We start from the raw sequence: 11,773 nt of genomic DNA, 5'->3' as shown, positions 1-11,773 counted from the left end.
ATGGTAGCCACCAGCTTTTCCAGCTGCGGAATCTGACCGATGTTAGCACACTCATCGATCAGGCACCGCACATGGACGGGCAGCTTGCCGCCGTATTGGTCATCTGCCTTATCGCAGAGCAGATTGAAAAGCTGCGTGTAGATCATGGAGATCAGGAAGTTAAAAGTACTGTCCGTATCGCTCATGATAAGGAACAGCGCCGTTTTCCGGTCGCCCAGCTTGTCCAGTTCCAGTTCATCGTACATGGTGGCATCCCGGACTTCCTGAATATCGAAGGGTGCGAGCCGGGCACCGCAGGAAATAAGAATCGACTTGGCCGTTTTGCCGGCAGCTAGCTTGTAAAGTTTGTACTGCCGCACGGCAAAGGATTTTGGCTTCTTCTTACCCAGATCCTCAAACAGTAGGTCAACTGGATTCTGATAAGTTTCATCATCTTCCGAAACCTGCATGGTGTTGAGCATTTCCAGCAATGTTGCGAAGTTTTGCTCCTCGACAGGGGCTTCGTAGTGGAGGTACGCGATCAGTGAAACCAGCAAAAGCCGTTCAGCCTTGTCCCAGAAAGGGTCGCCACCTTGCCCCTCACCTTTGGTGTTGGTCATCAGTGCGGTGACGAGCTTCAGAATGTCCTTTTCACTGTGGATGTACGCCATGGGGTTATAGCGCATACTCTTGGAAAAGTTGATGGTGTTGAAAATCTTTAGCTTGTAGCCCTTTTGTAACAGGGCATTGCCGCACTCGACCACGATACTGCCTTTTGGATCAGTAATTACATATGAACTATGACATTGTAAAAGATTTGGTTTCAGCCAGAACCGGGTCTTGCCGCTGCCGGAACCGCCCACCACCAACACGTTTTTATTCCGGGCATTCTTGGGGTCCGGCGGGCGGTTGGACATCATCAGCCGTTCTGTTTTGGTGAGGATGATATTGTCCTCGAACTTTGGAGCCATGAACGGCTCGATATCTTTGGGTCCGCCCCACCGGGCAGAGCCGTACTCCATGCCGTGGCGGTACTTCTTGGCGTTTTTGCCTTTCAGGTACACCGCCAGCCGCATTCCAGCACCGCAGCACAGACCAATGAACAAGTCAAATGGGTGCAGGCTGGGCAGCGGATTTGAAAATACAGCCGGGAGCGTATCCATCAGCGATACGATTTTGTCGCCCAGTTCCTTGCCCACAGCCAGCCGCCAAGCCTCGCCCAGATTGGTAGCTACAAGCCCAATCACCACATAGGGCAGATAGAGCGCCAGCAGCTTGGAAAGCTTCTTTTTGCTCATAGGCCACGCTCCTCCTGCTTGTGCCGCACTTTGTCCGGCAGATTTGCAACGGACTGCGCCAGATCATGCAGCTTTGCCAGCACGGAAGGACGCTTGGTTTTATCCAGCACCGATGCCGAATATTCCTTGAACGCTGCGCTCAAGGCATCCGTGTCCTGTGCCTTGAAGTAGACCAGATATCGGGGCGGCGTGCAGGACAGGTCTTTCTGGATGGAGTAGTCGATGTGATACCGCTTAGCATAGCGGTCAAAATCCTTGATGCCGGTTTTCTGAATCTCCACATTGGTCACGCCACGGTTCTGCCGTACCAACCGCTTCATGGACTGCTTGCCCTGCGAAGCGTGCTTGTCATACTGCCGCAACAGAAACTGCATTCCGCGCAGCAGGGTGCGGGCGGACAGTTTTGTGGTCGAGATGGCAAGGTTGACCGTCTTATGCTCGATTTCTTCCTGCATCGTTACCACCTCCTGTGCAGAAAATCGTCTTAGCGGTCATGTTCCACCGGGGGCTTGTTTACGGCCTTTTCTGCGTCATTCTGAACCGATTCATCCGGCACCGGAATGACCATCAGGCGACGCCCCAGAGGGAGAAAAGCTTCGGGTTGATGGAATTCTTCTTCATACTTCTGAGCCAGCTCCGGAGAGAGCGACACAAAATCTTCCTCTCCCAGCCCCACCACCAGAAAGGTTCCGGCAATAACATCGTACATCAGCCCGTCCTCGTCCCACAGGGCACGGTTCAGCGGCAGACCCATGAGCTTGCCATCATCGTTGTAGACGATGGCGACCGGATCTTCAAAAGGGTAGCTTGCGCCGATGGAGCCGCCCACCGCCTGCTGCAAGGCTTTCAGGTCGTTATCGATCTCGACCTGCTGCGGATACTGTCCCGGTGCAATTTTCAGCACCGACAGAGTGTTCTCGTTCTGCTCCATTATCTTCCTCCTCGAATTTGATAGTGATTTCCTGCCCAGCACGGGCGGCGTTCAACAGAGCTGCCACAAAGAAGCCGAAAAAAGCGCCGGCTTCAAACAGCATAAATCCAAAGACAAATCGCATCACTCAACCTCCGACAGTTCCACACCGATATACCGTTTTCCGTCTTTGTCGTAGAAAAACAGGTGTGCCAGAAGCCAGTCATCCAAGTCCAGCTTCTCATAAATGCTCGGCAGAATAAGGAAGTGATCATTGTCCTTCCGGCAGAGAAATGCTGTATCCTCTAGGATGCGTTTACCATCCACAATGCGAATCTGCTCCGGCTGATAGCGGATCTGGAAATCCGTAAAAGGAATATTGCAGGCTTCGTAGGCACCTCCATAATACGGAAGCTTTTTCTGCATTTCCGCATCGTAAGGCACATAATGAATGCCCTCTGCGGCACTGATGGTCACAACCTCCGGGCCGTGTTCAAAACCGTATATGCTGGCTTTGATAAGTTCATCAATGACTTCACCATCGGACAGTCCCGGATACATACTCTGGAAAAATTCCGCTCTCGTTGACATAGCGGCACCTCAGTCGATGCAGATGCAGGGCAGCTTCTGGTCGTCAGCCATCAAGGTGATACTGTGGCTTTCCAGATACTTCTGGAACAGGTAGACCTCATCAATGGTCAGAGAGATGACCCTGCCGTCCATGTTGGTGCGGACAAGAATCACCGGGCCGGTCAGGTAGTGCTTGCCGCCCATCTTCAGCACCTGCGCCGGGTTGTAGCAGAGCAGCAGCGAGGTATCAGGGAGGTTCAGGCAGGCATCATCCTCCTCAAAGCAGGGCAGGATGCCGGGAGCCTCGTCCAGCGTGATGACGGTCAGCTCCATATCCGGGGCAATGGCTGCGAGGTAGACCTCACCGCTACCCCGGTTTGCCGCCAGCGCAGCGCAGATACGCACATCAATGGTGATCTCCTCGGAGCGAATGGTGCGGTTGGAATAATCATTCATAGGCTGTTCTCCTTTTAGTTGCAAAAGAAAAAGACCCCATCGGGTCTTTCGTTACGGTATAAGTCAGCGTTCATTCTGCCGCTGCTGTTTGCGTTGCCACTGTTCCAGCAGCTTGATGATGGTGTCCTCCATCTGTTTCGGGGTGTAGCTGCGAGGAAAGTATTTCCTCAGGGTGTCGTTTTTGATGACCACTTTGTCCAGCTCGTCCTTTTTCTCTTCTCCCATGACCGCAAAGGCAACGTCATACGAGAAGTGCCCTTCCTGCGCCAGCTTTTTAAGCCGCTGCGCTTGGGAAAGGGACGGTGCATTCTGGGTGTCGTTCATTGCTTCTAAAAAATCCCGCTGTTGGTTCGTGTCGAGATATGACAACTCCACAGCGGGATTAAAGGCAATTTTCTTTTCGTCTACCATGTCCAGCAGTTCGGGAATAAGGTTGGTCAGGCGGATGAAACGCTGGACGGTTTTATATCCCTCGCCAGCATCTTCCGCAACCCGTTCAATGGACAGCTTCGACTTCTGGACAATTTGTCCAGAAGTTAAATCTGACCTAGCACCTTGATTTTTTATTGCTTCCAGCTTCATTTTGTAAGCGAAAGCCCTTTCACTGGGCAAGATGTTTTCACGTTGGAGATTGCTATCTACCATGAGCAAAACTGCGGCATCATCATCCATGTTGCGGACAATGACCGGCAGGGCATCCAGCCCGGCAAGCTGTGCAGCGTGCTGACGGCGATGCCCGGAGATGATCTCGTAGCCACCTTCCGGGCGTGGGCGGGCAATCAGCGGAGAAAGCACACCGTACTGTTCTACGCTTTCCACCGTGCGCTGCATGGATTCATCGTCTAAAACCTTAAAGGGGTGGTTCTTGAAAGGAAACAGCTCTCCAATGGGGATCTGTTGCACCTGCTCTCGTTGCTGCTCCTGTCGGGATTCTTCCGTGGAGAAAATGTCATCTGCCCCTTTCAGCGACACGTTTAAGCTGCCTTTCGGCATTCGCCATCACCTCCTCGGTCAGAGATTTATAGGCTTCTGCCACCTTGCCTTTGGGGTCGTGCTGGAAAATGCTTTTACCCACGGCACTGATCTCCGCAGCACGGACAGACCGGGGAATGGTCTGGTCGAACACCTTGATCTTGCTGCCGTAAGCGCCCCGAATCAGGTTGTCAATCTGCTGTCCGTAGTTGGTGCGGCTGTCGGTCATAGTCAGCAGGATGCCCTCGATTTTCAGCTTGGGGTTGATCTGCCGCCGGACCTTCTGCACGGTCTGCAAAAGCTGTTCCAAGCCTTTCGCAGACAGGTACTGCGCTTGCACGGGAATCAGGGTGGTGTCTGCTGCTGCCAGTGCATTGACGGTCAGCATCCCAAGGGAAGGGGTACAATCCAGCAGAATGAAATCGTATTCATGCTTTGCACCTTCCAGCACCTGTTTCAGCATCTTTTCCCGGTTCATGCAGTTGACAAGGGAAACTTCCAGCCCTGCCAGTTCAATGTTTGCCGGAATCAGGTCAACGCCCTCTGCATGGTGCAGGATGCCTTCACCGGGCGGAATGCTCTGATCGTTCATGGCTTTTGCCATCAGGGTGGAAAGGGTGGTAGGCAGTTCATCGGGCTGCTGCCAGCCCATGCTGATGGTAAGTGACCCCTGCGGGTCAGCGTCCACCAACAGGACCTTCTTGCCCTCCATCGCCAGCCCAATGCCCAGATTTTCGCAAGTGGTGGTCTTGCCGGTGCCGCCTTTCTGGTTGACGATGGCTATTGTGGTTGCTTTCTTTGAAATTTTTATCACCTCCGCATCGCTAAGTCGTGGTTGGTTTGGTTCTGGTAGGAAAGCTGCATCGTGGTGGGTGCGTTGTACAGAGAAGCGAGCAGGTATTGTTTCATGTTTCGGATCGGGCTGCTGTTCTCTGCAAGGCACTTCAGCACAAAGCGGATATGGTCAGCGTTCAGCTTCATAAAGCGACTGCGTACCACCTCGGCGGGCTTATCGTCCCCGGCAATGCGCAGCAGCTTGCAGTTGGTAGCGCAGGTGTCCACCAACAAATCTACGATCTGATAGATGGTGTCCTCATCGTCCGGGCAAAGCCGGAGCAGGAGTTCCACTTCCAAAGCCTGCGAAAAATATTCTTCCAGTCGGGTGCGTTTGCTCATCCCCTCCGCTTCTTCAGAATAGAAAGGATCAGTCTCACTCATTTCAGTATCATTCTCTTTAGTCTTATTACATCGTGATTTTGAAGGGTCTTGACACGCGATTTTGAAGCCTCCAGAATCGTGAAAATCACGATTCTGGAATATTGATTTTGACGATTCTGCTGAAAAGTTCTTCACATACACCAAACTTGGCTTTCCCAGACCTCTGCGTTTTCGTTCAATCAGACCAAACTTTTCGAGTTCCCGGAGCAGCTTGGTCGCTTTGTTGTCTGCGCAACACAATGCCCTCTTGACATCCTCTATCGTGAAGATAATGAACACCCGGTTCTGCTCGTCCAGCCAGCCGTTTTTCACAGACAGGCTCATGCGGTCAAGCAGGATGCCGTACAGGATTTTTGCATCGGTGGACAGACTCTGGAACCGTGGCTCCTGAAAAAGAGCCTTGGGAATGCGGTAGAACGAAAACAGTTCTCCGGTTTGCCCGTAGAAATAATCAAGGGTCATGCTGTTTTTCAACCGTCTGTTCTAAAACGAACGTGATTCTTCGTGCGTAGGAAGATGTTTTTGCAACATAAATAACAGGCATTTTGAAAACTCACCTCCAGTCATTCAGTTGAGATATGTACAAAAATCGACGTTATACCGTATATGTTTTATGGTGCGTATACCGATTGCTATATTTTGTATAGAGCAACGCGATATTTGATAGCTTTTTTTAGGCATTTTCATCTTCGTTGGGTGCGTAACCGTTGGCACTGTTTTTGCCGATTTGTGCAGTCAAAACCACCGGCTGAGCCGGTGGCTTGAGTAAGCCCTAGAAGGGCATAATACTAGTAAAGCCCCTTAAGGGGCCACGAATGGGTCTGCCAACTGCATTCCTGTCTCGTGGCAGGCCCCTCAAGGGGCCTTTTATTTACGCCTTGGTTTCCTTGCTACCCGTAAACGGGTCCGTGAATTCCTTAAGGCTTAACTGGTCTGCAATTTGGTCTTGTTCTAGCTGTCTCTTGATATACTCCTGGATTCTCTGCTTGTTTTTTCCAACAGTATCCACAAAATATCCTCTGGCCCAGAAATGCCGATTTCCATACTTGTACTTTAAATTCGCGTGTCTGTCGAAAATCATGAGGCTGCTCTTTCCCTTGAGATATCCCATAACGTAAGAAATGCTATACTTCGGCGAAAAACTTATCAGCATATGGATATGGTCCGGGCAGGCTTCTGCTTCAATTATTTCAATATCCTTTTGCTCGCATAGTTTGCGAAGTATCTGACCAATATCTTTTTTGATTTGGCCATATATCACCATTCTCCGATATTTTGCTGCAAACACTACACTGCGGAAAATCAGCAAACGCAACCCATTGCTGTTGCTTAGTGCGCGGTTCCCAACCAGTAGGAATGTCTACTGGGGATGCCGCCGCTAATGCCGTGTCCCAACAGGCGTTTTGCTTTTTTGTGAGCCTGAGGATGGTCGTTCCGCTCGACGCAGGGCTGATGAAGGCCTGCTGCATTCGGTTTGGGCAGATCTGTCCACGGAATCCCTCGTCAATATACCCTATTCAATGTAGAAAATTTGTACATTACCATGATTTTGCTCCGAGGACCTTGCTTTTCCACGCCGGGTCATTTATGATGGCAGTGTTCGAATGTCCGGCAAGGAGAAGGGAAATCGAAGGTATGAGCAGGTTTGAATACACCATAGAAAACGTTTTGGATATCCCTCTCTGGGAAAAAATGCAGGACCGGTTGGCGGAGCTGACCGGTACCGCCATCGTCTGCATCGACATCAAGGGGAAGCCTGTCACGAAACACAGTGGCCGTACCGCGTTCTGCAGCATCGTGCGAGAGAATCCCGTTTCTCGCAAGCGTTGCTTCCGCTGCGATGCGCTGGCAGGAGTGGAGGCAGTGCGCCGGGGCCGCCCCTACATCTACCTGTGCCACTGCGGCATCGTGGACGTAGCGGTCCCCGTCATGGTGGGGGATATCTACCTTGGTGCCGTGATGTTCGGGCAGGTGCGTCTGCGGCACAAGGACCGGGAAAAGGCGGAGCGTCTGGTAAACGAGATCAGTTCCATCCTTCCGCAAGAGGACGCTGCACAACAGGAGATCCTGCGGAAATACGAGCTTCTGCCAGAAATGGATTACGACCGGATCGTTCAGGTCGCAGAATATATCAACGATATGGTGCATTATATTGTTGACCGTGCCGTAAAGAGCCACACCCGGGATGAGACCTATAAGTGGCTGATGAGTGCCAATGCCGAACAGCCCAGCGAGGAGATCCAGATCCAGGAGCTCCTGCCGCAGGAGGAGCACAGACCGCAGCAGACCGGGGTGCTGCCGGTAAACCCCAGCAGCGTGGTCTACCCGGCGGTGGTCTACATCCGGGATCATCTGCAGCAGGAGATCACCATGATGGAGATGGCAGACCTGTGCCACCTCAGCCCCAGCTATTTTTCCCGGACCTTTAATAAGGAAACGGGAGAGAGCTTTGTGAACTACATCAGCAGCCGCCGGATCCAACTGGCAAAGGAGCTGCTGCTGGAGACTGGCAAAAGCATCTCCCAGATCGCTGAAGAGGTAGGCTATGACAACATCAGCCACTTTACGGCGGTGTTCAAACGCACAGAGGGGATCACCCCCTCCGCCTACCGGTCGTCGAAAAAACGAAAAAAATTTTCATAATAGCGGGCACTGCTTTCCAAAAAAAGCACCGGATCGGGGCTGCAGCACAAAATCACGTGCTGCAGCCCCTTTGTTCAGTTCTTACAATTACAGCAGCTTTAATTTGTGGAAGTTATTTTGTATACAAACGGAAAAGACAAAAAACGAATAAATGACAAAAAACAGCAACAAAATCCATAAAAAGAGCAACAAACTTATTTATTGCATTTTTTGTGCATCTTTGATAAATTCTCATTAGGCAGTTGAGTGTGAAGTGTTACACTCAACAAAAAGAAAAAAAAATCACAACAAGGAGGAAACAAAATGAAAAAGCAAAAGAGCGCGAGCTTCTGGGTCGTGATCGCTCTGATCCTATGCCTTATAAGCTCTTTGGGCGCATCCATGGTGCAGACAGGCGGCGGTGCGATCAAGTACCACGACATCACTATGGTCACCGACAGCGGTCACGAACTGGACGCCCTTCTGTTGGTGCCGAAAAACGCCACCAGAGAGAACCCCGCTCCGGCGATCGTCACCAGCCATGGCTGGTACAACAACCGTGAGATGCAGGACCTCAACTATGTTGAGTACGCTCGCAGAGGCTATGTGGTCATCTCCATCAGTATGTACGGTCACGGCGACTCTGAGGTCATCCCGGACGGAACCTGGTGGGATGCTGAGAACAATGCCAACGGTCTTTACGATGCCGTAAAGTACATTGCTCGCCTGCCCTACGTTGATGCAAGCCGCATCGGCGTTACCGGTCACTCCAACGGCGCACTTGCCAGCCGTGTGGCTGTGATGCAGGACGAGGAAGGGCTGATCGCCGCCGCACTGCTGGTGTCCAACGATGCCGTTTACAAGAAGGACGATCAGTGGGTCAACATCTTTGGCAGCCGTGATGCTGGTATCGTTGCTTGCCAGTACGACGAGTTCTTCCACCGGGTAAAGCAGGAAGACGGCACCAAGAGTGCTCCCCGGGATTACATCGACCAGAATACTGCACAGTCCTTCCTGCACTTTGGCGTAGACCCCACCGGTCTGGACAAGCGCAGTGCCGATACCTACTACACCGAGCAGATCGACGGCAAGGAATCCATCCGTGTCATCTTCAACCCGGCCATCACCCACCCTTGGGCACACTTCTCCAAGAATGTTGTTGCTGACAGCGTCACCTTCTTTGACAAGGCACTGGATGCTCCCATCAAGCTGGATGCCAACAACCAGACATGGCAGTGGAAGGCATTCTTCAATACGGTGGGCATCGCTGGCTTCTTTATGTTCGTCATCTACGCCGCCATCGCCCTTCTGGACGCTCGCTACTTTGCAGAGCTCAAGCCTGCTGCTGACGCACAGCCGCTCCCCGCTCCCAAGGGCAAGGGCAAGGGCTGGTACTGGGGCGGTCTTGCATTTGGTGCCATCATGGGCATGATCCTCTACCCCACCATCTATGCATGGTGCAGTAAGAACCGTCCGGCATTCTGGAATCAGGGTGCCACCTGGTACATCGGTATGTGGACCTTCCTCTGTGGCGTGTTTACCATCCTGGTTATGGTGGTGACCTATAACTGCTATAGCAAGAAGAACGGCCTGGACCTGGCAGAGCGTGGCGTGAAGATCAGCGGTCGCAAGCTCTGGAAGACCATCGTTCTGTCCCTTATCGTGGTGGTCGCCGCCTATGCGCTGGTGTTCATTTCCGACTACCTGTTCCTCACCGACTTCCGCCTGTGGTGCTTCATCACCATCCGTGCATTTGCACCCATGCACTTTGCCACCATTGCAAAGTATCTGGTGTTCTGGCTGGTGTACTACATTGCCCTGTCTGTTGCCACCAACGGCTTCAACTTTGTACAGCTGGGTAAGTCCAAGTGGCTCAGCACTCTGGTGCAGATGTTCTTCGTCTTTATCGGACCCGAGATCATGATCGGCGTTCAGTACATCACCTTCTTCAACAAGGGTTTCCTGTGGTCCGAGCTTACTCACCTTGGCGGCTCCATTACCGGCATCTGGCTCTACCCCATCGTTTTCATCCTGCCCCTTGCCGTCTTTGTGTGCAGCAAGATCTACAAGAAGTCCAAAAACCCCTACATCGGCGGCATCATCATGGGCATTCTCGCCTGCGTGGTCTCCGTCACCAACACCCTCACCCTGGGCTAAGCACACCCACTCTGTTCCTCTGGATCAGAACTGCAGCGGTGTGACTGCGTTGTAGAAAAGCCGGGCTGCTCCACAGTTTCTGTGCAGCAGCCCGGCTTTGTGTTATCTGGGCATTTTTAAGATCAGCGGTTGGGTGCCATCCTTATTCCATCAAAAGCCATTGGGATGGCCGAGTATTTTATACCAACAGGTATGCGCTGTGGAGCTTTTATTCTGCGATGGGCATGGTCTGGTATCGTGAAGAGGATGAACACCCGGTTCTGCTCGTCCAGCCAGCCGTTTTTCACGGACAGGCTCATGCGGTCCAGCAGGATACCGTACAGGGTCCTGGCATCGGTTGACAGGCTCTGGAACCGTGGCTCCTGAAACAGAGCCTTTGGAATGCGGTAGAACGAAAACAGCTCTCCGGCTTGCCCGTAGAAATAATCAAGGATCATGCTGTTTTTCAACCGTCTGTCCTAAAACGAACGTGATTCTTCGTGCGTAGGAAGATGTTTTTGCAACATAAATAACAGGCATTTTGAAAACTCACCTCCAGTCATTCAGTTGAGATATGTACAAAAAATTGACGTTATACCGTATATGCTTTATGGTGCGTATACCGCTTGCTATATTTTGTATAAAGTAAGGCAATATTTGATGGCTTTTTTGGGCATTTGCATCTTCGTTGGGTGCGTATCCATCGGCACTGTTTTCGCCGGATTTGTGCAATAAAAAAGAAACAGCCAGAAAAAATCTAACTGTTTCTCATCAATTTCATCGCACAGGGGATATAATCCGAATCATCCCCATACGGTGCATGATCCGCAAGAAGTATTCAGATGGTCGCCCGTTCAAATCGCATCTGAAGCGCATTTCTCCTGATGTGTAACTTTTTTACATTGAAGCAAGAATGGCAATTTTTTCTCGAAAGCAATGCTCGTCCGAAAACCCGCATTACGCCTATGTTTTTTGCCATTTTTCAAAAGAAATGTTTTGTCCTTTGGGGGCTTCTTTAAGGTCCGCATGGGAGAGCGTTCGGTTCGCATCCGAGAGGTCAAGGGTTCGAATCCCTCTAGGTCCATAAAACGCCGTATCGTTTAACACGATACGGCGTTTCTTTTTGTCTTGGGTAGCTGTTTTTTCAATACAGCTGCCCATCGGGATGTGATACAAGCAAGTTGCTATCCAATGACCTCAAAAATAAATTATACTACGATTGTTTTTAAAAAGTTCTGTCTCACTACTCGCACCAGACAAGGAAGACCCAAACCTTTTCTCGAAAGAGAAGGGTTCGGATTTTTTGTTTTTGGCGGCGTGCCCCGCCGCACAACAAAAGCATCCGCAGCGCATGGCCGGGCTGCTTCAGCTCAGGCGCAGTGCGCTGCGGATGCTTATTTTTTATGCCGCGCCCCCTCTCCTGATGGGAAAGTCAGGGCATCGGCTGCGTTTTGATGTCATTTGCCGGAACACGCCTGCGTTCTTGGCTCCCCGGTCAGGGGAGCTGCCGGGCGAAGCGAGACTGAGAGGTTTTATCCTGCCAGCTTGCGGTAGGCGTTCAGTACCTGATAGGCCGGGATGCTGCTGCCCGGGGCAAATTTGCCGTTCAGGC

At 51.6% G+C, this 11,773-nt stretch carries 11 protein-coding genes and 1 pseudogene; 2 read left to right on the top strand and 10 right to left on the bottom strand.

The window, feature by feature from the left end; all coding sequences use genetic code 11:
- The 9 genes from C7J97_RS13990 to tnpA form a co-directional block, all read right to left on the bottom strand.
- On the bottom strand, positions 1–1,277 hold a 1,277-nt coding region (locus tag C7J97_RS13990), incomplete at its 3' end, for a VirD4-like conjugal transfer protein, CD1115 family (protein ID WP_113998239.1).
- The gene (locus C7J97_RS13985; RefSeq protein WP_015536851.1) at positions 1,274–1,732 is read right to left on the bottom strand and encodes a PcfB family protein; all 459 of its coding nucleotides are present in this window, start codon (positions 1,730–1,732) and stop codon (positions 1,274–1,276) included. The genes C7J97_RS13990 and C7J97_RS13985, both read right to left, overlap by 4 nt.
- A gap of 29 nt (positions 1,733–1,761) precedes the next feature.
- Positions 1,762–2,208 carry a DUF3846 domain-containing protein gene (locus C7J97_RS13980; protein WP_055186031.1) on the bottom strand — a complete coding sequence of 149 codons (447 nt, stop codon included), beginning with the start codon at positions 2,206–2,208 and terminating at the stop codon, positions 1,762–1,764.
- Positions 2,209–2,331: 123 nt separating this feature from the next.
- Positions 2,332–2,778, bottom strand: a complete 447-nt coding sequence (locus C7J97_RS13970; protein ID WP_147232768.1) for a hypothetical protein — start codon at positions 2,776–2,778, stop codon at positions 2,332–2,334.
- Between the two features lie 9 nt (positions 2,779–2,787).
- Complete coding sequence (locus tag C7J97_RS13965) at positions 2,788–3,213, bottom strand: hypothetical protein (protein WP_113993050.1); 426 nt, start codon at positions 3,211–3,213, stop codon at positions 2,788–2,790.
- Positions 3,214–3,276: 63 nt separating this feature from the next.
- Positions 3,277–4,206, bottom strand: a complete 930-nt coding sequence (locus tag C7J97_RS13960) for a ParB/RepB/Spo0J family partition protein (protein WP_113993049.1) — start codon at positions 4,204–4,206, stop codon at positions 3,277–3,279.
- On the bottom strand, positions 4,163–4,996 hold the full coding sequence (locus C7J97_RS13955; protein ID WP_113993054.1) for a ParA family protein: 834 nt from the start codon (positions 4,994–4,996) through the stop codon (positions 4,163–4,165). The genes C7J97_RS13960 and C7J97_RS13955 overlap by 44 nt, the downstream gene beginning before the upstream one ends.
- Entirely contained in the window at positions 4,996–5,865 is an 870-nt protein-coding gene (locus C7J97_RS13950) for a DUF6017 domain-containing protein (RefSeq protein ID WP_113993048.1), read from the bottom strand. Before C7J97_RS13950 ends, C7J97_RS13955 begins: the two co-directional genes overlap by 1 nt.
- 409 nt (positions 5,866–6,274) lie before the next feature.
- Positions 6,275–6,712 (bottom strand): IS200/IS605 family transposase, encoded by a 438-nt coding sequence (gene tnpA / locus C7J97_RS13945; RefSeq protein ID WP_242983535.1) that lies wholly within the window; start codon positions 6,710–6,712, stop codon positions 6,275–6,277.
- Positions 6,713–7,038: 326 nt separating this feature from the next.
- Between tnpA and C7J97_RS13940 the strand changes: the two genes are divergently transcribed.
- Positions 7,039–8,046 carry a PocR ligand-binding domain-containing protein gene (locus tag C7J97_RS13940; RefSeq protein WP_236132173.1) on the top strand — a complete coding sequence of 336 codons (1,008 nt, stop codon included), beginning with the start codon at positions 7,039–7,041 and terminating at the stop codon, positions 8,044–8,046.
- A gap of 303 nt (positions 8,047–8,349) precedes the next feature.
- A complete protein-coding gene (locus C7J97_RS13935) occupies positions 8,350–10,182 on the top strand; it encodes an alpha/beta hydrolase (protein WP_113993045.1) in 1,833 nt (610 codons plus the stop codon).
- A 227-nt stretch (positions 10,183–10,409) separates the two neighbouring features.
- Here the strand turns inward: C7J97_RS13935 and C7J97_RS15435 are convergent.
- Positions 10,410–10,619: pseudogene (locus tag C7J97_RS15435) on the bottom strand (replication initiator protein A); the annotation flags it as partial.
- Between the last annotated feature and the right edge of the window lie 1,154 nt (positions 10,620–11,773).

Source organism: Faecalibacterium prausnitzii, from assembly GCF_003324185.1.
In the GTDB taxonomy this organism is placed as follows: domain Bacteria; phylum Bacillota; class Clostridia; order Oscillospirales; family Ruminococcaceae; genus Faecalibacterium; species Faecalibacterium prausnitzii.
Note: the sequence above shows the minus strand (reverse complement) of the source record. Positions and strands in the feature narration are given on the sequence as shown.

Bases quoted from the DNA above. Each gene is read 5' to 3' on its own strand.
- C7J97_RS13985 (WP_015536851.1), bottom strand. From the start codon at position 1,732: ATGCAGGAAGAAATCGAGCATAAGACGGTCAACCTTGCCATCTCGACC.
- C7J97_RS13980 (WP_055186031.1), bottom strand. From the start codon at position 2,208: ATGGAGCAGAACGAGAACACTCTGTCGGTGCTGAAAATTGCACCGGGA.
- C7J97_RS13970 (WP_147232768.1), bottom strand. From the start codon at position 2,778: ATGTCAACGAGAGCGGAATTTTTCCAGAGTATGTATCCGGGACTGTCC.
- C7J97_RS13965 (WP_113993050.1), bottom strand. From the start codon at position 3,213: ATGAATGATTATTCCAACCGCACCATTCGCTCCGAGGAGATCACCATT.
- C7J97_RS13960 (WP_113993049.1), bottom strand. From the start codon at position 4,206: ATGCCGAAAGGCAGCTTAAACGTGTCGCTGAAAGGGGCAGATGACATT.
- C7J97_RS13950 (WP_113993048.1), bottom strand. From the start codon at position 5,865: ATGACCCTTGATTATTTCTACGGGCAAACCGGAGAACTGTTTTCGTTC.
- C7J97_RS13940 (WP_236132173.1), top strand. From the start codon at position 7,039: ATGAGCAGGTTTGAATACACCATAGAAAACGTTTTGGATATCCCTCTC.
- C7J97_RS13935 (WP_113993045.1), top strand. From the start codon at position 8,350: ATGAAAAAGCAAAAGAGCGCGAGCTTCTGGGTCGTGATCGCTCTGATC.